This window comes from Pseudomonas sp. Pseu.R1 (genome assembly GCF_045764065.1).
GTDB lineage: Bacteria > Pseudomonadota > Gammaproteobacteria > Pseudomonadales > Pseudomonadaceae > Aquipseudomonas.
In genome coordinates, this window is the sequence record NZ_JBJGEE020000001.1 from 2,482,663 (window position 1) to 2,504,658 (window position 21,996).

Sequence of the window (21,996 nt, forward strand, 5' to 3'; positions counted from 1 at the left end):
TCGTGGATTACTCGCTCTTAGTTTGGTTGCTGCCGACTATTGCCCTGGTTGCCGGTGTCGCCATCGGTTTCTTCGTGGCACGTGCGCTGCCCAATGCCGCGCCTAACAGCACTCAGCGCCAGCTGGATGACGTTCAGGAGCGTTTCGACAGATATCAGAACGAGGTGGTCACTCACTTCAACAGCACGGCTAATCTGGTCCAGAAGCTGACTCAGAGCTATCAGGAAGTCCAGGAACATCTGGCTGAAAGCGCCAATCGCCTGGCCACCGACGAACTCACCCGTCAACGCCTGCTGGCCGCCCTGCATCCGGATTCGGTGCAGACCCCACGCGACCGCCTGACCCCACCGCGCACCGCCGCCGAGCCGCCGCGAGACTACGCGCCAAAAGCGCCGAACACGCCGGGTATGCTCGATGAGCATTATGGGTTGAAGAAGTAAGCACGAACGCGTCACAGAAAGCCCGCCCCTGAGGTGATCAGGGGCGGGCTTTTTTGTGTGTTTCGACTTTACAGAAACATCCTACGGGTCTATCAGACGCCGCCATCTACGCGCCAGTAAAGCGACCTAATAGGATCTCCAAAAAACTGGAGCCACCATGAAAACGATCACTGCCCTGCTTTGCTGCTTGCCCCTGATAGGCTGCGTCTCTGCCGATTGCGTGAAAGACTGCTATATCGTCGAGCTCAGAAAGTTCGACCTGGACCTCGATTACAAGTGCTCGACTGGCTCGGTAGATCCACGCTGTGAGGGGCGTGAAGGCAGCCTCAAAATAGGCTACTAACCACGATTAAAAACGCCAAGTATAAACTCCGTACGGTCCCCAAACTTGAGTACCCTTCTTTTTTATCCTGCTGGGTACGAAACCAAATCGTGCCCAGCACAGATCACCATTTCGGTTATCGTAAATCACAAGGTTTCCGTCATCTTGAATAGATAGATGGCTATGAAACCATAAAGATTTATCTCGGCTGTGGCTGCTTTCGGCGATCCACTTGCGACGGCCATGTACGTCATACAGAAAACCACTGTTGCTGACGAAGAACCGTACATCGGTGAGCCTATTTCCTGCCAAAGTCGAGCTATAAGGCTGCTCGCGGTTCGCCACCCACACGATGACATGATTATCCTTGATGACTAAATTGCCGTCAGCGTGAAGCGCCAATACGAATCGCCCATTTGGCGATACCAAAAACTGGCCTGGGGTCATGATCTGATTGGGTGGCAGTACCGAAGATCCGCTCCCGGTGAATGGAACATAATTGATTTTCATTGCACTTATCTATGTCAACGAATGAGCCTTCACTCAATCAGAGTTACGTACAACAGTTGATATAAATATTTATATCCGTACTAATTTTTAAAAAGTTTTAGAGCGGGTCCCTCCTTGCTTTTGATTCTGGCCGCAGGCCGTGCTGCTACAGGGATGGTCATGGCAGCGAAATCGCGGCCAACAAAAAACCCGCCATTGCTGGCGGGTTTCTTGTGAGTCATACAACGCTTAGATCGCGCCGCGTGCCCGCAGCAGGTCCAGCACTTGTTTGACGCTGTCTTCAACGTTCAACGACTGGGTGTCGATCACCAGATCGGCGTCCAGCGGCACGTCGTACGGGAAAGACTCACCGGGGATGTTGTCCTTGCCAGCCGCGTACAGGCCCTGAGGATCGCGTTCCCGGCACGCTTGCGGCGATGCCTGAACGTAAACGGTGATCAGGCGATCATCGCCGATCAGCGCCTTGGCGTTCGAGCGACCCGCCGCATCCGGCGCAACGAAGGCGGCCAGGGTCAGCAGGCCCGCTTCGTTGAACTGACGCGCCACATGCGCGGCACGACGCCAGTTTTCGGTACGCCCTGCACGATCCTGTGGCAGACCTTTGTTCAGGTCGTGACGCAGGTTCTGGCCATCGAGGACAAACACCGCACGGCCCATGTCGAACAGCTTGCGCTCGACGGCATACGCCAGGGTGCTCTTGCCCGCGCCCGACAAGCCGCTGAACAGCACAGTGGCGGGCTTCTGGCCGAAACGCTGAGCGCGCTCTTCAACCGAAACGTGGGCCAGCGCGCCATGATGGGTGTCATGGCCCGCCGTAACCGGCTTGGCGATGATCATGCCCGCCGCGACGGTGCCGTTGGTCAAACGGTCGATGACAATGAACGCGCCAGTGGTGCGGTTGGTGTCATAGCCATCCAGCGCAATCGGTGCGTCGAGGCTGACCTTCACGCGGCCGATTTCGTTCAGTTGCAGCGCGCTGGCTGGGCCTTCTTCCAGAGTGTTCACATCGACCCGGTGGGTGATGCTGGCAATCGAGCCTGGCACATAGGACGTAGCGCGTTTGATGTCGTACTTCTTGCCCGGCAGCATCGGCTCTTCGGCCATCCACACCAGCATGGCATCGAACGCATCTGCCACTTGCGGCACGTTGTCGGCATGAACCAACAGGTCGCCACGGGAGATATCGATTTCGTCTTCCATGGTCAGGGTCACGGCCTGACCGGGGCCTGCGTGCTCCAGCTCACCTTCGAAGGTGACGATGGACTTCACGCGACTGCCCTTGCCTGATGGCAGCACCACGACTTCGTCACCCTTGCGCACGATGCCGCTGGCCAGCGTACCGGCGAAGCCACGGAAGTTCAGGTTCGGACGGTTGACGTATTGCACAGGGAAGCGCAGGTCGTCGAGGTTGCGGTCGTTGGAAATCTCGACGGTTTCGAGGATTTCCATCAGCGACTTGCCGGTGTACCACGGCGAACGCTCGCTCTTGTTCACCACGTTGTCGCCCTTGAGCGCCGACATCGGAACAAATTCCATGGTCGTCGGCTTCAGGGAAATACGCTCGGCGAACTTCAGATAATCCGCTTTGATCTGCTCGAAAGTGGTTTCGTCGAAGCCATTGAGGTCCATCTTGTTGATGGCGACCACGATGTGCTTGATGCCCAGCAGCGAGGCGATGTAGCTGTGGCGGCGGGTCTGGGTCTGCACGCCATAACGGGCGTCGACCAGAATGATCGCAAGGTCACAGGTGGAAGCACCGGTGGCCATGTTGCGGGTGTACTGCTCATGGCCGGGGGTATCGGCGATGATGAATTTGCGTTTGGCCGTCGAGAAATATCGGTAGGCCACATCGATGGTGATGCCCTGCTCGCGCTCGGCTTGCAGACCATCCACCAGCAGCGCCAGGTCGACGTCATCGCCCGTGGTACCGGACTTCTTGGAGTCGCGAGTGATGGCTTCCAGGTGATCTTCGTAGATCATTTTGGAATCGTGCAGCAAGCGGCCGATCAACGTACTCTTGCCGTCGTCGACGTTGCCACAGGTCAGAAAGCGCAGCATCTCTTTACGCTCGTGCTGGCCCAGATAGGCGAGGATGTCCTCGCTGATCAAATCAGATTGATGCGACATGACAACCCCTTAGAAATAACCTTGACGTTTTTTATCTTCCATCGAGCCCGCACCATCGTGGTCGATGACTCGGCCTTGGCGCTCGGAAGTTCGCGTCAGGAGCATTTCCTGAATGATGTCCGTCAGGGTTTCGGCCTCCGACTCGACAGCGCCCGTCAACGGGTAGCAGCCCAGGGTACGGAAACGTACTTTCTTCTTGACGATGCGCGCCTTTTCCTCGTCGGTGAGGTGTTCGAGGATGCGGTCGTCATCGATCATGATCAGCGTGCCGTTCTTCTCGATGACTTCGCGTTCGGCGGCGAAATACAGCGGGACGATCGGGATGCCTTCAAGGTAGATGTACTGCCAGATGTCCAGCTCGGTCCAGTTGGAGAGTGGGAATACGCGGATCGACTCGCCTTTGTTGACGTTGCCGTTGTACACGTTCCACAACTCGGGACGCTGGTTCTTCGGGTCCCAACGGTGTTTGCTGTCGCGGAAGGAGTAGACGCGTTCTTTAGCGCGGGATTTCTCTTCGTCGCGGCGAGCACCACCGAAAGCGGCGTCGAAACCGTGCTTGTCCAGCGCCTGTTTCAGGCCCTGGGTTTTCATGATGTCGGTGTGCTTGGAGCTGCCGTGGGTGAACGGGTTGATGTCCTGCGCCACGCCTTCCGGGTTGATGTGGGTGATCAGCTCAAGGCCCATCTCCTCGACCATCTTGTCGCGGAAGCGGTACATCTCCTGGAATTTCCAACGCGTGTCGACGTGCATCACCGGGAAAGGCAGCTTGCCCGGAAAGAACGCCTTGCGCGCCAGGTGCAGCATCACGGCGGAGTCCTTGCCGATCGAGTACAGCATCACCGGGTTATCGAACTCGGCGGCGACCTCACGGATGATGTGGATGCTTTCCGCCTCCAGCTGTTTCAGATGCGTCAGTTTGTCGACCATGGTTACTCACGGGATAACGTACTTTTATGGAGAGCCTGCGGGCTCTATCGAGCGAGGCACTTTATCATGGGGCCTGATTCTAATCAGTGGAGCTTATAGATCGAAAGGATATAACCATATAGCTCAGGATTTGGACGAATGAAGGTCACCTCTGTTCCACGGCAAATTCCATGTTGACTGGTCAACTGCATTCGCCACCAAGGCGGCTCCCACAGAATCAGCGCCGATCATAAATGCGATACTCGACGCGCATCGCTGTGGGAGCCGGCTTGCTGGCGAAGGCGTCAGCTCAGGTACCGATGTGTTGAATGACAAAACGCTTTCACCAGCAAGCCGGCTCCCACAGAGGGGATCGGCGGTTGCGGGCGGCAATTTCAAATCGGATTCGGGCAATCAATGAACAAATGTTCCAACGCAAAGCGCCTCGCCAGGTAATCACCCAGCGCCTGCACGCCATAGCGCTCAGTCGCGTGATGCCCGGCGGCAATGAAGCTGATGTCATTTTCCCGCGCGCTGTGGAAGGTCTGCTCCGACACCTCACCGCTCAAGTACAGATCGACGCCCGCAAATACGGCCTGATCGATATAACCCTGTCCACCTCCGGTGCACCAGCCCACGCGGCGAATCATTCCACTGCCCTCTATCAGTAGCGGTTCACGCCCCAGCGCGCTCTGCACCCGATGGGCGAAGTCTCGCGGCGTCATGGGTTCCGACAGCGAGCCAACCAGCCCCACCACCCGCGGGTTCTCGGGATCGAGCGGGCCTTCGACGGTAATGTCCAGTTGCCGTGCCAGTTGCACGTTATTGCCCACCTCCGGATGCAGGTCCAAGGGCAGATGGTAGGCGAGCAAGCTGATGTCGTGCTTGAGCAACGTCTTCAGGCGGCGCTGTTTCATGCCAGTAATGCGCGCGTCTTCGCCCTTCCAGAAATAGCCGTGATGCACCAGGATCAAATCGGCGTCCGCATCGACCGCCGCATCCAGTAACGCCTGACTGGCCGTGACGCCGGAGATGATCCGACTGACGTGCGGGCGCCCTTCGACCTGAAGGCCATTGGGGCAGTAATCCTGAACCCGCGCGCTGCCCAGATAGCGGTCCGCCTCCTCGACGAGAGTGTTCAGAGAAACAGCCATAAAAGTCTCCTAAATAGGCATTTCAGACCGTGCTGGTCCTCGTATAATGCCCGCCATTATGGCGCAGGTACGCTGCGTTTTTCCTTTCAGGACCTTGTTCAATGTTCAAAGCGCTGCGTTTTCTCGGCTGGCCGTTGCTCGCTGGTGTGCTTATCGCTTTATTGATTATTCAGCGCTATCCACAGTGGGTCGGCCTGCCCAGCCAGGACGTCAACCTGCAACAAGCCCCGCAAACCGCCTTCATTCAACCGGGGCCGGTGTCCTATGCCGACGCGGTGAGCAGCGCGGCGCCTGCGGTGGCCAACCTGTACACGACCAAGATGGTCAACAACAAGCCCAACCACCCGTTATTCGAAGACCCGCAGTTCCGCCGCTTCTTCGGTGACAACCTGCCCAAACAGCGGCGCATGGAATCCAGCCTCGGCTCGGCGGTGATCATGAGCCCCGAAGGCTATCTGCTGACCAACAACCACGTCACCTCGGGTGCTGACCAGATCGTCGTGGCGTTGAAGGATGGCCGCGAAACCATCGCCCGAGTGATCGGCAGCGATCCGGAAACCGACCTGGCCGTGTTGAAGATCGACCTGAAAAACCTGCCCTCCATTACCCTTGGCAGCTCCGACAGCATTCGCATCGGTGACGTCGCGCTGGCGATCGGTAACCCATTCGGCGTGGGTCAGACGGTCACCATGGGCATCATCAGCGCCACAGGCCGTAATCAACTGGGCCTGAACACCTATGAGGACTTCATCCAGACCGACGCCGCGATCAACCCCGGCAACTCGGGCGGCGCGCTGGTAGATGCTAACGGCAACCTGACCGGGATCAACACGGCGATTTTCTCCAAATCCGGCGGCTCGCAAGGCATCGGTTTTGCGATCCCGACCAAACTGGCGCTGGAGGTGATGAAGTCGATCATCGAGCACGGCCAGGTGATTCGTGGCTGGCTGGGGATCGAGGTTCAGCCTCTGACGCAAGAACTGGCCGAATCCTTTGGCCTGAAAGACCGTCCTGGCATCGTGGTGGCCGGTATTTTCCGCGACGGGCCTGCGCAGAAGGCCGGTCTTCAATTGGGTGACGTGATCCTGAGTATCAATGGCGAGCCTGCGGGCGATGGGCGTAAATCGATGAATCAGGTGGCGCGCACCAAGCCGTCGGAGAAGATCGCGATTCAGGTCATGCGCAATGGCAAGGAATTGAAGCTGATGGCGGAGGTGGGACTGCGTCCGCCGCAGACGCCGCAGCCTGCGGCAGAGGATTGAGCCTCTCGACAAACCCGTGGGAGCCGGTTTGCTGGCGAAGGCGTCAATTCAGTCACAGACGTTTTGGACGACACACCGCTTTCGCCACCAAGGCGGCTCCCACAAGGTGCGCCAGTATTTCTTCCATAAAAAAACCGCCGAATTCGGCGGTTTTTTTATGGAAGGCGGAAAGACTTACAACTCGCCCAACGCCTCCACCAGCGCCTGATTCTGCTCCGGCGTGCCGATGGTGATGCGCAGGAATTGCGCAATGCGCTCCTGCTTGAAGTGACGCACGATCACGCCCTGCTCGCGCACCTTGGCTGCCAGACCCGCTGCGTCGTGTTTCGGGTGACGAGCGAAGATGAAGTTGGCCGCCGACGGCAGCACTTCAAAACCTTTGCCTTCCAGTTGCTCGACCAGCTTTTCACGGCTGTCGATGACCAGATTGCAAGTCTTCTCGAAATATTCGCGATCGTCGAACGCTGCCGCTGCACCGACGATGGCCATACGGTCCAGCGGGTACGAGTTGAAGCTGTTCTTGACCCGTTCCAGCGCCTCGATCAGATCCGGATGACCGACGGCCAACCCGACACGCAGCCCCGCCAGCGAACGGGACTTGGACAGGGTCTGTGTGACCAGCAGGTTCGGGTAACGCCCCACCAGCGCAATCGCGCTTTCGCCACCGAAATCGATGTAAGCCTCATCGACGATCACCACCGACTCAGGGTTGGCTTGAAGAATCTGCTCGACCGCCTCGAGTGCCAGCAGGCAGCCCGTCGGTGCATTGGGGTTCGGGAAGATGATCCCGCCGTTTGGACGGTTGTAATCCTCAACGCGAATCTGGAACTGCGCGTCCAGCGGAACGGCTTCGTACTCGACGCCATACAGGCCGCAATAGACCGGATAGAAGCTGTAGCTGATGTCCGGGAACAGCAGCGGTTTTTCCCGCAGGAAAAACGCGTGATACGCGTGGGCCAGCACCTCATCGGAACCATTACCCAGAAAAACATGGCTGGTCTCGACGCCGTAGTAGCGCGCGACGGCCTGCTTCAGCAGGTCGCTGTTCGGATCCGGGTACAGACGCAGATTGTCGTTGACCTCGGCGCGCATAGCTTCGATGGCTTTCGGCGACGGGCCATAAGGGTTTTCGTTGGTGTTCAGCTTGACCAGTTTGGTCAGCTTCGGTTGTTCGCCCGGCACGTAAGGCACGAGATCACGGACAAACGGACTCCAGAACTTGCTCATGCTCACTGGCCTTCTTGTGGGTTATCAACGATTCGGTATTCAGCGCTGCGGGCGTGGGCGGTCAACGATTCACCACGAGCCAGTACCGATGCAGTCTTGCCCAGCTCCGATGCACCTTGCTCCGAGCAGAAGATGATCGAGGAACGCTTCTGGAAGTCATACACGCCCAGTGGCGAGGAGAAACGCGCCGTGCCGGAGGTCGGCAAGACGTGGTTCGGGCCTGCGCAGTAGTCGCCCAGCGCCTCAGAGGTGTGACGGCCCATGAAGATCGCGCCTGCGTGGCGAATCTGCGGCAACCAAGCTTGCGGATCTGCCACGGACAGCTCCAGGTGTTCAGGCGCAATACGATTGGCCACTTCGATGGCCTGGTTCATGTCGGCGACCTTGATCAACGCACCACGGCCATTGATCGAGGTGTTGATGATCTCCGCACGCTCCATGGTCGGCATCAGTTTGGCGATGCTGGCGGCCACCTGATCGAGGAACTCGGCATTCGGGCTGACCAGAATCGCCTGAGCGTCCTCATCATGCTCAGCCTGGGAAAACAGGTCCATGGCAATCCAGTCCGGGTCCGTCTGACCATCACACACCACCAGAATTTCCGAAGGACCTGCGATCATGTCGATGCCGACCTGACCGAACACGTGACGCTTGGCAGTGGCGACATAGATGTTGCCCGGACCCACAACTTTATCGACTTGCGGAACGCTTTCAGTGCCATAAGCCAACGCCGCAACCGCCTGAGCGCCACCGATGGTGAACACGCGGTCGACACCGGCGATGCAGGCCGCCGCCAGCACCAGTTCGTTGACCTCGCCACGCGGGGTCGGCACGACCATCACCACCTCGCCAACGCCTGCCACTTTGGCCGGGATGGCGTTCATGAGCACCGAAGACGGATAAGACGCCTTGCCACCCGGCACGTACAGACCTGCGCGATCCAGCGGCGTGACCTTCTGACCCAGCACCGTGCCGTCAGCTTCGGTGTAGCTCCAGGAATCCTGCTTCTGCCGCTCATGGTAACTGCGCACACGCTCAGCGGCTTTTTCCAGCGCCTGACGCTGAACAGGTGTGATGCGAGTCAACGCCAGTTCCAGACGCTCGCGCGGCAGAATCAAGTCGGCCATCGACTTGGCATCCAGCCCGTCGAAGCGTTGGGTGTACTCCACCACGGCCGCATCACCACGTTCGCGTACGTTCTTGATGATGTCGAGCACACGCTGGTTGACCGAATCGTCGGACACACTTTCCCAGCTCAGCAGATGAGCCAGATGTCGAGCGAAATCCGGATCAGCAGCGTCGAGTCGGCGAATGGTGTTGGAAGTGGTCATAGCGTGAGCCTCTATAAATGGCGTTTTCTCAGGAGCCTGAATGCGAAGGCAGGAGCCTAAGCTACCAAGCCATCCGCGCAGGCACCTGAGAAATTTGGCTATGACACGGATAGCTGGGCGCCATTTCAGGTTGAAATGGCGCGAAACAGTCAGCCGCGGTGTCGCGACTCCACCGCGGTGCGCAGGGTGTCAATCAGCGACTGAATACGGGCGTGCTGCATTTTCATCGATGCCTTATTCACCACCAGACGCGAACTGATGGTTGCAATCAGTTCCTGAGGTTCAAGACCGTTGGCACGCAGCGTGTTGCCGGTGTCGACGACGTCGATGATCTTGTCGGCCAACCCCACCAAGGGTGCCAGCTCCATGGAACCGTACAGCTTGATGATATCGACCTGACGACCTTGCTCGGCGTAGTAACGCTTGGCCACGTTGACGAACTTGGTTGCCACGCGCAGTCGGCCCTTTGGCTCGGCTGCACCGACGGCACCCGCCGTCATCAACTTGCATTTGGCAATTTGCAGATCCAGCGGCTCGTAAAGGCCCTGACCGCCGTACTCCATCAGCACATCCTTGCCTGCAACGCCCAGATCAGCTGCGCCATGCTCGACATAGGTCGGCACATCGGTCGCCCGGACGATCAGCAGGCGCACGTCATCCTGGGTCGTCGGGATGATCAGCTTGCGGCTCTTGTCCGGATTCTCGGTCGGCACGATGCCCGCAGCAGCGAGAAGCGGCAGGGTGTCGTCAAGGATTCGGCCCTTGGACAGTGCGATGGTCAACATGGGAAACGTCAGTCCTTATCAGCAGGCGCATGCCGGGTCGCAAACGGCGCCCGGTAACCTTCGAGCCGATGAAACCTGGCTCGAAGTGAAACGATTCAAAACGTCAAACTTTCATTGCGTCACCTCGCGACCCACTGTGGGCAGGCCGCGAAGCGCCAGAGGCTGTTAGCCCGGAACGCGACGAATCTTCGCGCCGAGCATTTGCAGCTTCTCTTCGATGCACTCGTAACCACGGTCGATGTGGTAGATGCGGTCGATCAGCGTATCGCCCTGGGCCACCAGCGCCGACAGCACCAGACTGGCCGAAGCGCGCAGGTCGGTTGCCATGACGGGTGCGCCTTTGAGCTTCTCGCAGCCGGTCACGATGGCAGTGTTGCCCTCGACCTGAATCTGCGCGCCCATACGATGCATTTCGTAGACGTGCATGAAGCGGTTTTCGAAAATCGTTTCGATGATCGCGCCCGTGCCTTCGGCGATGGCGTTCAGCGAAATGAACTGTGCCTGCATGTCGGTCGGGAACGCCGGGTACGGAGCGGTACGCAGGTTTACGGCCTTTGGACGCTTGCCGTGCATGTTCAGCTCGATCCAGTCTTCACCCGTGGTGATTTCTGCACCGGCTTCACGCAGCTTTTCGAGAACGGCTTCCAGGATGGTCGGATCGGTGTCCTTGACCTTGACGCGGCCACCGGTCACGGCAGCAGCGACCAGGTAGGTGCCGGTCTCGATACGGTCAGGCATGACGCGATAGGTCGCCTTGCCAAGACGCTCGACGCCTTCGATGGTGATGGTGTCGGTGCCCGCACCGGATACTTTGCCGCCCATGGCATTGATGAAGTTAGCCAGATCGACGACTTCCGGCTCGCGCGCGGCGTTCTGCAGGACGCTGCGGCCTTTGGCCAGAGCGGCAGCCATCATGATGTTTTCTGTACCGGTCACGCTCACGGTATCGAAGAAGAAGTGAGCACCACGCAGACCGCCTTCCGGCGCCTTGGCCTTGATGTAACCGCCTTCGACTTCAATGATCGCGCCCATGGCTTCAAGGCCACGGATGTGCAGATCGACCGGACGCGAGCCGATGGCGCAACCGCCTGGCAGTGCGACTTCAGCCTCGCCGAAACCCGCCACCATCGGACCCAGTACCAGAATCGACGCACGCATGGTTTTCACCAGTTCGTACGGGGCGACCAGGGTCTTGATGGTGCGCGGGTCGATTTCAACGCTGAGCTTTTCGTCGATGATAGGTTCGATACCCATGCGACCGAACAGCTCGATCATGGTGGTGATGTCGTGCAGGTGCGGCAAGTTGGCGACGGTCACAGGACCGTCAGCCAGCAACGTGGCTGCGAGAATCGGCAGGGCAGAGTTTTTCGCCCCGGAGATGCGGATTTCGCCATCAAGACGACTGCCGCCAGTAATAATCAGTTTGTCCATTGGGATCTCGACGCCAATTTGGCTCAGGTGCGCTCGGCCCAAGCCGCGCGGCTGAAAAATTTCATGGTGACCGCGTGGATGCTGCCATCAGCGATCCAAGGGTTCAAATGCGTGTAGATCTGCTGCTGGCGCTTGACTGGACTCAGTGTAGCCAGTTCGTCGCTGATCACGTTCAGCTGGAAGTTGCAGCCTTCGCCTTCAACTTCGACCTGGACCTCTGGCAGCTTACCTTCAAGGAAGCTTTTAACTTCTACGGCCTGCATGCTTAACCTCAATCGGCGCCCTACGCGCGCGGGTCGGCCATCATACAAAAAAGCCCTCTCGTTGCGAACCCTGCTTTGCAGGAGACGGACGAGGGGCTTGATCGATGACAGCAATCAATGTTGTTCGAACAGTTCGGTGACGCCCGATACCTGTGCGATTTCTTTCATGTCTTCGGGCAATGCCCGAACGCTCACCGATTTACCGGCCGCCGTGGCATCGCGCATGAACGCCAGCAGCAGAGCCAGCCCAACGCTGCTGGACTTCACGACCGCCGAGCAATCCAGCACAAGAGAAGGCGAATCGCTGGATTTGATCAGCTCAGCCCCCTGTTTACGCAACTCAGGCCCCGTTCGGTAATCGAGCACACCGAACAGTTTCAGCTCGCCGCCACCTACCGCCGTGACACATGCCTCACTCATTTGACGACCTTGTCAGGCGAGTTTTCGGTCTCTTGCTTGGCCTTGGCGACCTCACCGGCCCAACCATCGATGGTCTTGTCCAGGTTGTTGCCATTGCGCTGCATGGCGTCGGCGAACTGATCGCGGAACAGCTTGCCAATGTTGATGCCATTGATGATCACGTTACGCACTTTCCAGTCGTCGTTGATCTTCACAAGGGTGTACGACACAGGGTAAACCGCGCCGTTGTTGCCCTTGACGGACATGTCGACAGAGGCGCGGTCAGAGCCATCATCACGGGCCGAACCCACGGTGATGCCCTGGTTGTTGTACTCCAGCAACGCATTGCCATAGAACTGGATCAGGCTGCGCTTGAAGTTTTCCTGAAACCGTTGCATCTGCGCCGGGGTGGCGTTGCGCGAATACTTGACGGTCATGATGCTCTTGGAAATACCGTCGGCATCGATCACGGGGCCGACAATGCCATTGAGCGCATCGTAGAACGCCTGCGGATTGGTTTTGTACGTTTCCTTGTTGGCTGCCAGGTCCGCCAGCAATTGCTTGGTGGTGTTGTCCACCAGGTCATGCGCGGACGACATGGTGGCCGCCGCATTGGCGAACAGAGGCAGAGCAGCCAGCAGCACCAGAAGGCCACGGCGCAGAATCGAGATCATGAAAAAACTCCTCATTTGGCGTCTTTACCCACGGAATTGAGCAGGAATTTGCCGATCAGGTCCTCAAGTACCAACGACGACTGGGTGTCATGAATCGTACCGCCATCCTTCAGCAGCTTGTCGTCCCCACCCACGCTGATGCCGACATATTTCTCGCCCAGCAAGCCTGCGGTGAGGATCGAAGCGGTGGAGTCGGACGGCAGGTTGTTGACCCGCTTGTCGACTTCCATGGTCACACGGCCTGTGAAGGTATCGTGGTCCAGATCGATCGCAGTGACCTTGCCGATGGTCACACCGGCCATGGTCACCTTCGCTCTGACAGTCAAACCGGCGATATTGTCGAAGTTTGCATAAAGTTTATAGCTGTCAGTGGTCGTACTGGCGCTCAGACCACTGACGCGCAGGGCCAGCAGGAGCAAAGCCAGAATACCGGCCAGCAGGAACAGGCCGACACCGGTTTCGAGGGCGCGGTTTTGCATCAGAAGTCTCCAAACATCAAGGCGGTCAAAATAAAGTCCAGGCCCAGTACGGCCAAAGAGGCATAGACCACGGTCTTGGTCGTGGCGCGACTGATCCCCTCTGAGGTGGGTTCGCAGTCATAACCTTGGAATACGGCAATCCAGGTGACCACAAAAGCGAAGACGACGCTTTTGATGACACCGTTAATGACGTCGTTGGGGAAGGAAACGCTGTTCTGCATGTTGGCCCAGAACGAACCTTCGTAGACACCCAGCCAGTCGACGGCCACCCACGAACCACCCCAGATGCCGACCACACTGAAAATGATGGCCAGCACCGGCAGAGAAATGAAACCTGCCCACAGGCGCGGGGCAACAATGTATTTCAGCGGATCGACACCGATCATCTCAAGGCTGGACAACTGCTCGGTGGATTTCATGTTGCCGATTTCCGCAGTCAGCGCCGAGCCGGCACGACCGGCAAACAGCAAGGCTGTCACGACAGGCCCCAGTTCACGCAGCAATGTCAGCGCAACCATCTGGCCGACGGCCTGTTCGGAACCGTATTTGGCGAGGATGCTGAAACCCTGTAGCGCCAGAACCATGCCAATGAAAATCCCGGACACGACGATAATCGCCAGCGACATCACGCCGACCGAATACAGCTGGCGAACCAGCAACTGGAAACCACCACCGATACCGCCTCGCCCGAGCAAAGCATGCACCAGAAAAAGCCCCGAACGCCCCAAAACTGCAACAATGTCGATCGCGGATCGCCCCATCAGGCGAACACGATCCATCAACGACTTTCTGCGCATCAGCGCTTCCCCAAAAGATCTTCGCGAAAATCCGGTGCCGGATAGTGAAAAGGCACGGGGCCGTCTGGATCCCCTGTCATGAACTGCCGAATGCGTGGGTTATCCGACTGCATCAGTTCCTGCGGCGTGCCCTGCCCCAGTACCTGACCGTCGCCGACGACGTAGAGATAGTCGGCAATGCTGGCGGTCTCGGCCAGATCATGAGACACCACGACGCTGGTGATACCCAGCGCATCGTTGAGCAAACGGATCAGACGCACCAAAACCCCCATGGCGATCGGGTCCTGCCCCACGAAAGGCTCGTCGTACATCAAAATCTGCGGGTCCAGCGCGATGGCTCGCGCCAGTGCGACGCGACGCTTCATCCCGCCAGACAGCTCGTCCGGCATCAACTCGACAGCGCCACGCAGCCCCACGGCCTGCAACTTGAGCAGGACGATGTCGCGAATCATGTCTTCAGGCAACTGGGTATGCACACGCAGCGGAAATGCCACGTTTTCGAAAACATCCAGATCGGTGAACAGCGCACCGCTCTGAAACAGGACACCCATCTGCTTGCGTGCATCGAACAAATCGCTGCGCGACAGCTGTGGCAGGTTCTGGCCATTGACCCAGACCTCGCCGCTGCTCGGGCGCAGCTGTGCACCCATCAGTCGCAGCAGAGTGGTTTTCCCACTGCCCGACGGCCCCATGATGCCGGTGACTTTGCCCCGGGGTATGCGGATGTCTACATTATTGAAGATGCTGCGCGTACCGCGCTTGAAGGACACACCCTTCAGCTCGACCGCGTAGGCGTTATCGGCGCTCATCTAAACTCCTTGCGATGCAGCCTGCCTCTCAGATGCCGCGTCCTTTTCGAACGACACACTGTCTGGAGGGGCCGAACAAGCGGCGAACTATAACACCGCTGTCGCACGCCGCCCAAGGGCCAAACAGGTCAGTTGTATCTTCAGAGAAATATTTCGAGGCAGCAGGAAATTTCCTGCACACGTTGCGGCTGTTACTGCACAGAAGCTGAAGGAACTGCCGTTTCTATAAACAAACAACTGCGATGATGCGTGAGGCTTTTCAACATTGCCGCTATAATCGCCGCCTTTTCACCCGACCGACCCTCTTCAGACATGACCAACGCTCGCGACCTGATTCAATCCGCACAGTGCACCATCCGCCTTGAGATCGAAGCGGTTGAAGGCCTGCTCGCGCACATCGACGCAGACTTCGTCAGTGCCTGCGAGATGATTCTCGCCAGCAAGGGGCGTGTCGTCGTCGTCGGCATGGGCAAATCCGGCCATATAGGCAAGAAAATCGCTGCCACCCTGGCCAGCACCGGCACCCCCGCTTTCTTTGTGCATCCTGCCGAAGCCAGCCACGGCGACATGGGCATGATTACCGGCGACGACATCATTCTCGCCCTGTCCAACTCAGGCACAACCGCTGAAATCGTCACCCTGCTGCCTTTGATCAAGCGTCTGGGCATCAAGCTCATCAGCCTTACCGGCAATCCCGAATCAGCGCTGGCCAAGGCCGCCAACGTCAACCTCAACGCGCGCGTGGAAAAAGAAGCCTGCCCGTTGAATCTGGCACCGACCTCATCGACCACAGCAGCATTGGTCATGGGTGACGCCCTGGCCGTTGCACTGCTCGATGCCCGCGGGTTCACCGCCGAAGATTTCGCATTCTCCCATCCGGGCGGCGCACTGGGCCGTCGGCTGCTGCTGAAGGTCGAGCACGTCATGCACACCGGCGACGAACTGCCGAAGGTCGCCCGCGGCACCCCACTGCGCGACTCGCTGATGGAAATGACCCGAAAGGGCCTGGGCATGACCGCTATTCTTGAAGCAGATGGCCGACTGGCCGGAATCTTTACCGACGGCGACCTGCGCCGCACGCTGGATCGCGACATCGACATTCGCCAGGCCTCCATCGACGACGTGATGACCGCGCACGGAAAAACCGTACGCCCGGAGATGCTGGCCGCCGAGGCTTTGAAAATCATGGAAGACAACAAGATTGGCGCACTGATCGTGGTCGACCAGAACGACCACCCTATTGGCGCCTTCAACCTCGGTGACCTTCTTCGCGCAGGAGTCATGTAAGTGAGTGGCGATATGAACGAACTGATGCAACGCGGCAAACAGATCAAACTCGCGGTCTTTGACGTTGATGGCGTTCTGACCGATGGCCGTCTGTACTTTCTCGAAGATGGCAGCGAGTTCAAGACGTTCAATACGCTGGACGGTCAAGGCATCAAGATGCTGATCAATTCGGGCGTGACTACCGCTATCATCAGTGGTCGCAAGACGCCTGTCGTCGAGCGCCGCGCCAAAAATCTGGGCATCGCGCACCTGTACCAGGGGCGCGAAGACAAACTGGTCGTACTCGACGAATTGCTCAAGCAATTGAACCTGGGCTACGAGCAGGTCGCCTATCTGGGCGACGATCTGCCGGATCTGCCGGTGATTCGCCGGGTGGGCCTGGGCATGGCTGTCGCCAACGCGGCAGGGTTCGTGCGCGAACACGCCCACGGCGTCACCCAGGCACGTGGTGGCGAAGGTGCAGCCCGAGAGTTTTGCGAGTTGATCCTGAACGCTCAGGGCAATCTCGAAGCGGCCCATGCCGCCTACTTATAGAAGTGCATTTATGCTGAGCAAACGAATTCGTACATTTCTGATCTTCGGTGTACTCGCCGCACTGCTTGCAGCGGCCGGGTACTGGAACATCAGCCCGGAAAGCTTCATGGATCAGCCCAAGGCGGCCGTGGACGAGAGCGCAATCGATTACTATGCGACGAACGCCCACAGCATCCAGTACCTTGAAGACGGCTCGGTGCAATACGACCTGACGTCCGACAAGGTCGAACACTTGAAGGCCACCGACGTGACCCTGATGACGACACCCGTTCTGGTGATGTATCGCGGCACCGAATTCCCGTGGCACGTCAAGAGCGTGCGTGCGGAAGTGTCGCCGGGAGGCGATCATGTCGAGCTGATCGACGATGTCCGCATCAATCGCACCGACGAAAAGAACCGCACCACGATCATCACCAGCACCCGCATGACTGTCTTCCCTCAGAAGCAATATGCGGAAACCGCGCAACCCGTTAGAATCGACGGCTTTAACGGCGTGAGCACCGGTACGGGTATGAAGGCCTATCTAAAAGAAAGCAGGATTCACCTGCTATCGAACGCAAGAGGACAGTATGAGGCTCCTTAAAACCCTCCCTATTTTGCTCGGCTTGGGCGCAGCACTGGGAAGCGTGAGCGCCTGGGCTCTGCCGAACGATCAGGATCAGCCTATCCGTGTTCAGGCCGACGATGCTCAGCTGGATGACAAACAAGGCATCGCCACCTACACCGGCAACGTGATCATTACCCAGGGTTCGATGAAGGTGACCGGCAACAAGGTGACCATGACCCGTACCCCGGCCGGTGATATCGACGTTGTGACCTCGGTAGGCAATCTGGCCTATTTCGAGCAGCTGCAAACCGCTGGCGACCCGAAACCCGTTCAGGGCTGGGGCGTGACGATCCAGTACCATGCGCCGCAAAACCGCATTGTGCTGATCGACAAGGCCAAGGTTGTCGACAAGGACAACAACACCACGCAGGGTGAGAAGATCGTCTATGACACGGTCCGTAAACTCGCCAGTGCTGGCCGCGCCACCGGCAGCAAGGTCACCGAAGCTCGCCCTCGCGTCGACATGGTGATCCAGCCGAAAAAGAAAACCGACCAGCAGAAGGCCCAGTAATGGCAACGCTGAAAGCCCAACACCTGGCCAAGGCATATAAGGCTCGCCAGGTCGTACGTGACGTCAGCCTGTCCATCGACAGCGGTCAGATCGTCGGTCTACTAGGCCCCAACGGCGCAGGCAAGACGACGTGCTTCTACATGATCGTCGGCCTGGTGCAGGCCGATCAGGGGCGCGTGCTGATCGACGATCAGGATGTCAGCCACCAGCCCATGCATGGCCGCGCCCGTGCCGGTATCGGTTATCTGCCGCAAGAAGCTTCGATCTTCCGCAAGCTGTCGGTGTCGGACAACATCATGGCCATCCTTGAAACCCGCAAGGACCTCGATCGCGCCGGACGTCGCAAGGAGCTGGAAAGCCTGCTTCAGGAATTCCACATCACGCACATTCGCGACAACCTGGGCATGAGCCTTTCGGGTGGTGAGCGTCGCCGTGTGGAAATCGCTCGCGCCCTGGCCACCTCGCCCAAATTCATTCTGCTGGACGAACCGTTCGCCGGTGTCGACCCCATCTCCGTGGGCGACATCAAGCAGATCATCTACCATCTCAAGGCAAAGGGCATCGGCGTTCTGATCACCGACCACAACGTCCGCGAGACCCTCGACATCTGCGAAACCGCCTACATCGTCAACGATGGGCAACTGATCGCAGAAGGCGATGCTGAAACCATCCTCGCCAACCAGTTGGTGAAGGAAGTGTACCTCGGCCACGAGTTCCGCCTCTAAGCGGGCGATGGCGAGTGGTTGACGGCGGAACGCGGCATGCGGCTCATCGCCAACCTCGCATTAATTGCCATCACACCCTAGGCAAACACTCCGGTTTCAGGCATATAATTTGCTTAAGTTGGCGCCACGGCGCCCTAGTAGTGGATGGCGCGAGTGCGCCGGCGAATAAGGTGTTAAGCCCCTGCCATGAAACCTTCGCTAGTCTTGAGAATGGGCCAGCAGCTGACGATGACACCGCAGCTGCAACAGGCCATCCGCTTACTCCAACTGTCGACGCTGGATCTCCAACAGGAAATCCAGGAGGCACTGGAGTCCAACCCCATGCTGGAACGCCAGGAAGAAGGCGACGATTTCGATAACGCCGACCCGATGGCCGATAACATCGAAACAAAACCTGCTGCTGACGTTCAGGAACCGACTTACCAAGAATCCACGCCCACCGTCGACAACCTCGAAGACGGCGAATGGAGCGACAGCGAGCGCATCCCCAACGAGCTGCCCGTCGACACCGCCTGGGAAGACATCTACCAGACCAGTGCCAGCAGCCTGCCCAGCAACGACGACGATGAATGGGATTTCACCACCCGCACGTCCGCTGGCGAGAGCCTGCAAAGCCACCTGCTGTGGCAATTGAATCTGGCGCCGATGTCTGACACGGATCGCCTGATTGCCGTGACGCTGATCGACTGCATCAACAACCAGGGCTACCTGGACGAATCCCTCGAAGAACTGCTGGATGCGTTCGATCCCGAACTCGACATCGAGCTGGATGAAATCGAAGCGGTCCTTCACCGCATTCAGCAATTCGAACCGGCTGGCGTCGGCGCACGCACACTGAGCGAGTGTCTGCTGCTGCAACTGCGTCAGCTTCCGGCGAAAACCAAATGGCTCGCCGAAGCCCAGCGTCTGGTCAGCGACTACATCGATTTGCTCGGTAGCCGCGACTACGCGCAACTGATGCGCCGCATGAAGATCAAGGAAGACGACCTGCGCCAGGTCATCGAACTGGTCCAGAGTCTCAACCCGCGCCCCGGCTCGCAGATCGAATCCACTGAAGCCGAATACGTCGTCCCGGATGTCATCGTGCGCAAGGACAACGAACGCTGGCTGGTCGAGCTCAACCAGGAAGCGGTGCCACGTCTGCGTGTGAATCCGCAGTACGCCGGTTTCGTGCGCCGTGCCGATACCAGCGCCGACAACACCTTCATGCGCAATCAGTTGCAAGAGGCGCGTTGGTTCATCAAGAGCCTGCAAAGCCGCAACGAGACGCTGATGAAGGTCGCCACCCAGATCGTCGAGCACCAGCGAGGCTTTCTTGAATACGGCGACGAGGCGATGAAACCGCTGGTTCTGCATGACATCGCCGAAGCGGTGGGCATGCACGAATCGACGATTTCCCGCGTGACCACGCAAAAATTCATGCATACGCCCCGTGGCATTTACGAACTGAAGTATTTCTTTTCCAGCCACGTCAGCACCTCCGAAGGCGGCGAATGCTCGTCCACGGCGATCCGCGCGATCATCAAAAAACTGGTTGCTGCGGAAAATCAGAAAAAGCCGTTGAGCGACAGCAAGATCGCTGGTTTACTGGAGGCACAAGGCATTCAAGTGGCCCGCCGCACGGTCGCCAAGTACCGCGAATCCCTGGGGATAGCGCCTTCGAGCGAACGCAAGCGGCTGATGTAGAGGTCACAGGCCACAGCGTTCCAGTGGCAGGCCCCAAGGTCTGCCTCTTAATGCACTGGCAACGAAGGAGAAGCTGTATGCAAGTCAACATCAGTGGACACCAACTGGAAGTCACCAAGCCCCTGCGCGAATACGTCGAGCTGAAGCTGAAAAAGCTCGAAGGGCACTTTGACAAGATTACGAATGTGCAAGTGACGATGGCCGTCGAGAAACTCAAACAGAAGATCGAGGCCACTCTGCATATCCACGGTGGAGAGGTGGTTGCCAATGCGGAGCATGACGACATGTATGCGGCAATCGACCTGCTCACTGACAAGCTCGACAGACAATTGCTCAAGCATAAGGAAAAGCAGCAAAGCATCCTCAAAGGTGCGGCAGCTCGCTGATACTCCCCATCCATGATTCGACTTGAAAATATCCTGACCCCTGGCCGTTCCCTCGTGAACGTGCCAGGTGGCAGCAAAAAAGCCGTACTCGAACAGATCGCCAGAATGATCGGGCAACAAGTGCCTGAATTCGACTGGGAAACTGTCTACGAAAGCCTCATTGCCCGTGAAAAACTGGGATCTACCGGTTTCGGCAATGGCATCGCGATTCCTCATTGCCGACTCAAGGGTTGTACTGCCCCAGTGAGCGCGGTATTGCACCTTGAACGCCCTGTCGATTTCGACGCGATTGACGGCGCCCCGGTGGACCTGTTGTTTGTGCTGCTGGTGCCCGAAGCCGCTACCGATGCTCATCTTGAGCTGCTGCGCCAAATCGCCAGCATGCTTGATCGTGCGGATGTCCGCGCCAGCCTGCGCGCGGCGAAAAGCAGTGATGAGCTCTACAACGTCGTGCTTCACGTCCAGAACGGCCACTGATCATGCGCATGATCATCGTCAGCGGTCGCTCCGGCTCCGGCAAGAGCACGGCCCTCGATGTTCTCGAAGACAGCGGTTTTTACTGCGTCGACAACCTGCCGGCGGGCCTGCTGCCCGAACTCGCCGAGCGCGCTCTGATCAACACCGAACTGGCCGAGCCGCTGCTGGCGGTTTCGATCGACGCACGCAATCTGCCCAGTCATCTGACTCGCTTTCCGCGCATGCTCGAAGAGGTGCGCGCCCGGCACATCCGCTGTGATGTGCTGTTCCTGGACGCCGAAGAGTCCACATTGCTCAAACGCTTCTCGGAAACCCGTCGCCGCCACCCGCTGAGCACCGCCACACGCTCGCTGGCGGAAGCGATTCGTGACGAAAAGACGCTGTTGGGGCCGATCATCGATCTGGCCGACCTGACCATCGACACGACCCACCTGAATCTGTACCAGTTGCGTGACACGCTCAAACTGCGGCTGCTGAACAAGCCAGAACCCGGCACCGCTTTCCTGATCGAGTCGTTCGGGTTCAAGCGCGGCATGCCGGTGGACGCAGATCTGGTGTTTGATGTGCGCTGCCTGCCGAATCCTTACTGGAAGCCGGAGCTGCGCGAGCAATCCGGGCTGGATCAACCCGTCGCCGAATACCTGGCGGCGCAACCGGATGTCGAAGAGATGTTTCAGGACATCTCTTCCTACCTGATCAAGTGGTTGCCGCGCTTCGCCGCCAGCAACCGCGCTTACGTCACCATTGCCATTGGCTGCACTGGCGGGCATCACCGCTCCGTCTACCTGACCGAACGTCTGGGTCAGGTCCTGCAGCAATCGCTCAAGAATGTTCAGGTCCGCCACCGCGACCTCAGCTGAAAGGACC

26 protein-coding genes are annotated in these 21,996 nt (G+C 58.4%); 12 read left to right on the forward strand and 14 right to left on the reverse strand.

Going from position 1 to position 21,996, the window contains the following annotated elements; genetic code table 11:
- Positions 1-2: 2 nt before the first annotated feature.
- Both ACI5GA_RS11405 and ACI5GA_RS11410 read left to right on the forward strand, forming a co-directional pair.
- Positions 3-440 carry a YhcB family protein gene (locus tag ACI5GA_RS11405; protein WP_404633602.1) on the forward strand — a complete coding sequence of 146 codons (438 nt, stop codon included), beginning with the start codon at positions 3-5 and terminating at the stop codon, positions 438-440.
- 157 nt (positions 441-597) lie between these two features.
- Positions 598-783, forward strand: coding sequence for a hypothetical protein (locus ACI5GA_RS11410; RefSeq protein WP_421422810.1), 186 nt, complete (start codon positions 598-600; stop codon positions 781-783).
- A 6-nt stretch (positions 784-789) separates the two neighbouring features.
- On the opposite strand, the gene ACI5GA_RS11415 is transcribed toward ACI5GA_RS11410, so the two are convergent.
- From ACI5GA_RS11415 to ACI5GA_RS11430, 4 genes are all read right to left on the reverse strand, one after another.
- Complete coding sequence (locus tag ACI5GA_RS11415) at positions 790-1,272, reverse strand: hypothetical protein (RefSeq protein ID WP_421422811.1); 483 nt, start codon at positions 1,270-1,272, stop codon at positions 790-792.
- Positions 1,273-1,500: 228 nt separating this feature from the next.
- Positions 1,501-3,399: a sulfate adenylyltransferase subunit CysN gene (gene cysN, locus ACI5GA_RS11420; RefSeq protein ID WP_421422812.1), complete on the reverse strand. Its 1,899-nt coding sequence runs from the start codon at positions 3,397-3,399 to the stop codon at positions 1,501-1,503.
- 9 nt (positions 3,400-3,408) lie between these two features.
- Positions 3,409-4,326: a sulfate adenylyltransferase subunit CysD gene (cysD, locus tag ACI5GA_RS11425; protein ID WP_062384278.1), complete on the reverse strand. Its 918-nt coding sequence runs from the start codon at positions 4,324-4,326 to the stop codon at positions 3,409-3,411.
- 374 nt (positions 4,327-4,700) lie between these two features.
- Positions 4,701-5,459: a Nif3-like dinuclear metal center hexameric protein gene (locus ACI5GA_RS11430; protein ID WP_421422813.1), complete on the reverse strand. Its 759-nt coding sequence runs from the start codon at positions 5,457-5,459 to the stop codon at positions 4,701-4,703.
- A 101-nt stretch (positions 5,460-5,560) separates the two neighbouring features.
- Between ACI5GA_RS11430 and algW the strand changes: the two genes are divergently transcribed.
- Entirely contained in the window at positions 5,561-6,721 is a 1,161-nt protein-coding gene (gene algW, locus ACI5GA_RS11435) for a Do family serine endopeptidase AlgW (RefSeq protein WP_404633610.1), read from the forward strand.
- 174 nt (positions 6,722-6,895) lie between these two features.
- Here the strand turns inward: algW and hisC are convergent, their stop codons facing one another.
- From hisC to ACI5GA_RS11485, 10 genes are all read right to left on the reverse strand, one after another.
- A complete protein-coding gene (gene hisC, locus ACI5GA_RS11440) occupies positions 6,896-7,948 on the reverse strand; it encodes a histidinol-phosphate transaminase (RefSeq protein WP_421422814.1) in 1,053 nt (350 codons plus the stop codon).
- 2 nt (positions 7,949-7,950) lie between these two features.
- Positions 7,951-9,279 (reverse strand): histidinol dehydrogenase, encoded by a 1,329-nt coding sequence (hisD, locus tag ACI5GA_RS11445; protein ID WP_421422815.1) that lies wholly within the window; start codon positions 9,277-9,279, stop codon positions 7,951-7,953.
- A 149-nt stretch (positions 9,280-9,428) separates the two neighbouring features.
- On the reverse strand, positions 9,429-10,064 hold the full coding sequence (gene hisG / locus ACI5GA_RS11450; protein ID WP_404633616.1) for an ATP phosphoribosyltransferase: 636 nt from the start codon (positions 10,062-10,064) through the stop codon (positions 9,429-9,431).
- Between the two features lie 165 nt (positions 10,065-10,229).
- On the reverse strand, positions 10,230-11,495 hold the full coding sequence (murA, locus tag ACI5GA_RS11455) for a UDP-N-acetylglucosamine 1-carboxyvinyltransferase (RefSeq protein WP_421422816.1): 1,266 nt from the start codon (positions 11,493-11,495) through the stop codon (positions 10,230-10,232).
- A 23-nt stretch (positions 11,496-11,518) separates the two neighbouring features.
- The gene (locus tag ACI5GA_RS11460) at positions 11,519-11,758 is read right to left on the reverse strand and encodes a BolA family protein (RefSeq protein ID WP_081565357.1); all 240 of its coding nucleotides are present in this window, start codon (positions 11,756-11,758) and stop codon (positions 11,519-11,521) included.
- A gap of 114 nt (positions 11,759-11,872) precedes the next feature.
- Positions 11,873-12,178 carry an STAS domain-containing protein gene (locus tag ACI5GA_RS11465; RefSeq protein WP_421422817.1) on the reverse strand — a complete coding sequence of 102 codons (306 nt, stop codon included), beginning with the start codon at positions 12,176-12,178 and terminating at the stop codon, positions 11,873-11,875.
- Positions 12,175-12,831, reverse strand: coding sequence for an MlaC/ttg2D family ABC transporter substrate-binding protein (locus ACI5GA_RS11470; RefSeq protein ID WP_404633622.1), 657 nt, complete (start codon positions 12,829-12,831; stop codon positions 12,175-12,177). The genes ACI5GA_RS11465 and ACI5GA_RS11470 overlap by 4 nt, the downstream gene beginning before the upstream one ends.
- 11 nt (positions 12,832-12,842) lie before the next feature.
- Complete coding sequence (gene mlaD / locus ACI5GA_RS11475) at positions 12,843-13,310, reverse strand: outer membrane lipid asymmetry maintenance protein MlaD (protein ID WP_404633624.1); 468 nt, start codon at positions 13,308-13,310, stop codon at positions 12,843-12,845.
- Complete coding sequence (mlaE, locus tag ACI5GA_RS11480; RefSeq protein ID WP_404633626.1) at positions 13,310-14,107, reverse strand: lipid asymmetry maintenance ABC transporter permease subunit MlaE; 798 nt, start codon at positions 14,105-14,107, stop codon at positions 13,310-13,312. The genes mlaD and mlaE overlap by 1 nt, the downstream gene beginning before the upstream one ends.
- Positions 14,107-14,916 (reverse strand): ATP-binding cassette domain-containing protein, encoded by an 810-nt coding sequence (locus tag ACI5GA_RS11485; RefSeq protein ID WP_404633628.1) that lies wholly within the window; start codon positions 14,914-14,916, stop codon positions 14,107-14,109. The genes mlaE and ACI5GA_RS11485 overlap by 1 nt, the downstream gene beginning before the upstream one ends.
- A gap of 312 nt (positions 14,917-15,228) precedes the next feature.
- Here ACI5GA_RS11485 and ACI5GA_RS11490 point away from each other — a divergent pair, with 312 nt between their 5' ends.
- The 9 genes from ACI5GA_RS11490 to rapZ all read left to right on the forward strand — a co-directional run bounded on the left by ACI5GA_RS11490 (position 15,229) and on the right by rapZ (position 21,989).
- Positions 15,229-16,203 (forward strand): KpsF/GutQ family sugar-phosphate isomerase, encoded by a 975-nt coding sequence (locus ACI5GA_RS11490; protein ID WP_404633630.1) that lies wholly within the window; start codon positions 15,229-15,231, stop codon positions 16,201-16,203.
- Between the two features lie 12 nt (positions 16,204-16,215).
- Positions 16,216-16,737 (forward strand): KdsC family phosphatase, encoded by a 522-nt coding sequence (locus ACI5GA_RS11495; protein WP_404634337.1) that lies wholly within the window; start codon positions 16,216-16,218, stop codon positions 16,735-16,737.
- A gap of 10 nt (positions 16,738-16,747) precedes the next feature.
- Complete coding sequence (gene lptC / locus ACI5GA_RS11500; protein ID WP_404633632.1) at positions 16,748-17,320, forward strand: LPS export ABC transporter periplasmic protein LptC; 573 nt, start codon at positions 16,748-16,750, stop codon at positions 17,318-17,320.
- Positions 17,307-17,855 carry a lipopolysaccharide transport periplasmic protein LptA gene (lptA, locus tag ACI5GA_RS11505; protein WP_404633634.1) on the forward strand — a complete coding sequence of 183 codons (549 nt, stop codon included), beginning with the start codon at positions 17,307-17,309 and terminating at the stop codon, positions 17,853-17,855. Before lptC ends, lptA begins: the two co-directional genes overlap by 14 nt.
- Entirely contained in the window at positions 17,855-18,580 is a 726-nt protein-coding gene (gene lptB, locus ACI5GA_RS11510) for an LPS export ABC transporter ATP-binding protein (RefSeq protein WP_404633636.1), read from the forward strand. The genes lptA and lptB overlap by 1 nt, the downstream gene beginning before the upstream one ends.
- Positions 18,581-18,766: 186 nt before the next feature.
- Positions 18,767-20,266, forward strand: coding sequence for an RNA polymerase factor sigma-54 (locus tag ACI5GA_RS11515; RefSeq protein WP_404633638.1), 1,500 nt, complete (start codon positions 18,767-18,769; stop codon positions 20,264-20,266).
- A gap of 77 nt (positions 20,267-20,343) precedes the next feature.
- Complete coding sequence (gene hpf / locus ACI5GA_RS11520; protein ID WP_003377554.1) at positions 20,344-20,652, forward strand: ribosome hibernation-promoting factor, HPF/YfiA family; 309 nt, start codon at positions 20,344-20,346, stop codon at positions 20,650-20,652.
- A 12-nt stretch (positions 20,653-20,664) separates the two neighbouring features.
- The gene (gene ptsN, locus ACI5GA_RS11525; RefSeq protein WP_404633641.1) at positions 20,665-21,129 is read left to right on the forward strand and encodes a PTS IIA-like nitrogen regulatory protein PtsN; all 465 of its coding nucleotides are present in this window, start codon (positions 20,665-20,667) and stop codon (positions 21,127-21,129) included.
- Positions 21,130-21,131: 2 nt separating this feature from the next.
- A complete protein-coding gene (gene rapZ / locus ACI5GA_RS11530; RefSeq protein WP_404633643.1) occupies positions 21,132-21,989 on the forward strand; it encodes an RNase adapter RapZ in 858 nt (285 codons plus the stop codon).
- The last annotated feature ends 7 nt before the right edge of the window (positions 21,990-21,996 follow it).

What these genes read in the sequence shown, in the direction of transcription:
- ACI5GA_RS11410 (WP_421422810.1), top strand. Translation starts at nt 598, where the DNA reads ATGAAAACGATCACTGCCCTGCTTTGCTGCTTGCCCCTGATAGGCTGC.
- ACI5GA_RS11415 (WP_421422811.1), bottom strand. Translation starts at nt 1,272, where the DNA reads ATGAAAATCAATTATGTTCCATTCACCGGGAGCGGATCTTCGGTACTG.
- cysN (WP_421422812.1), bottom strand. Translation starts at nt 3,399, where the DNA reads ATGTCGCATCAATCTGATTTGATCAGCGAGGACATCCTCGCCTATCTG.
- cysD (WP_062384278.1), bottom strand. Translation starts at nt 4,326, where the DNA reads ATGGTCGACAAACTGACGCATCTGAAACAGCTGGAGGCGGAAAGCATC.
- ACI5GA_RS11430 (WP_421422813.1), bottom strand. Translation starts at nt 5,459, where the DNA reads ATGGCTGTTTCTCTGAACACTCTCGTCGAGGAGGCGGACCGCTATCTG.
- algW (WP_404633610.1), top strand. Translation starts at nt 5,561, where the DNA reads ATGTTCAAAGCGCTGCGTTTTCTCGGCTGGCCGTTGCTCGCTGGTGTG.
- hisC (WP_421422814.1), bottom strand. Translation starts at nt 7,948, where the DNA reads ATGAGCAAGTTCTGGAGTCCGTTTGTCCGTGATCTCGTGCCTTACGTG.
- hisD (WP_421422815.1), bottom strand. Translation starts at nt 9,279, where the DNA reads ATGACCACTTCCAACACCATTCGCCGACTCGACGCTGCTGATCCGGAT.
- hisG (WP_404633616.1), bottom strand. Translation starts at nt 10,064, where the DNA reads ATGTTGACCATCGCACTGTCCAAGGGCCGAATCCTTGACGACACCCTG.
- murA (WP_421422816.1), bottom strand. Translation starts at nt 11,495, where the DNA reads ATGGACAAACTGATTATTACTGGCGGCAGTCGTCTTGATGGCGAAATC.
- ACI5GA_RS11460 (WP_081565357.1), bottom strand. Translation starts at nt 11,758, where the DNA reads ATGCAGGCCGTAGAAGTTAAAAGCTTCCTTGAAGGTAAGCTGCCAGAG.
- ACI5GA_RS11465 (WP_421422817.1), bottom strand. Translation starts at nt 12,178, where the DNA reads ATGAGTGAGGCATGTGTCACGGCGGTAGGTGGCGGCGAGCTGAAACTG.
- ACI5GA_RS11470 (WP_404633622.1), bottom strand. Translation starts at nt 12,831, where the DNA reads ATGATCTCGATTCTGCGCCGTGGCCTTCTGGTGCTGCTGGCTGCTCTG.
- mlaD (WP_404633624.1), bottom strand. Translation starts at nt 13,310, where the DNA reads ATGCAAAACCGCGCCCTCGAAACCGGTGTCGGCCTGTTCCTGCTGGCC.
- mlaE (WP_404633626.1), bottom strand. Translation starts at nt 14,107, where the DNA reads ATGCGCAGAAAGTCGTTGATGGATCGTGTTCGCCTGATGGGGCGATCC.
- ACI5GA_RS11485 (WP_404633628.1), bottom strand. Translation starts at nt 14,916, where the DNA reads ATGAGCGCCGATAACGCCTACGCGGTCGAGCTGAAGGGTGTGTCCTTC.
- ACI5GA_RS11490 (WP_404633630.1), top strand. Translation starts at nt 15,229, where the DNA reads ATGACCAACGCTCGCGACCTGATTCAATCCGCACAGTGCACCATCCGC.
- ACI5GA_RS11495 (WP_404634337.1), top strand. Translation starts at nt 16,216, where the DNA reads ATGAACGAACTGATGCAACGCGGCAAACAGATCAAACTCGCGGTCTTT.
- lptC (WP_404633632.1), top strand. Translation starts at nt 16,748, where the DNA reads ATGCTGAGCAAACGAATTCGTACATTTCTGATCTTCGGTGTACTCGCC.
- lptA (WP_404633634.1), top strand. Translation starts at nt 17,307, where the DNA reads ATGAGGCTCCTTAAAACCCTCCCTATTTTGCTCGGCTTGGGCGCAGCA.
- lptB (WP_404633636.1), top strand. Translation starts at nt 17,855, where the DNA reads ATGGCAACGCTGAAAGCCCAACACCTGGCCAAGGCATATAAGGCTCGC.
- ACI5GA_RS11515 (WP_404633638.1), top strand. Translation starts at nt 18,767, where the DNA reads ATGAAACCTTCGCTAGTCTTGAGAATGGGCCAGCAGCTGACGATGACA.
- hpf (WP_003377554.1), top strand. Translation starts at nt 20,344, where the DNA reads ATGCAAGTCAACATCAGTGGACACCAACTGGAAGTCACCAAGCCCCTG.
- ptsN (WP_404633641.1), top strand. Translation starts at nt 20,665, where the DNA reads ATGATTCGACTTGAAAATATCCTGACCCCTGGCCGTTCCCTCGTGAAC.
- rapZ (WP_404633643.1), top strand. Translation starts at nt 21,132, where the DNA reads ATGCGCATGATCATCGTCAGCGGTCGCTCCGGCTCCGGCAAGAGCACG.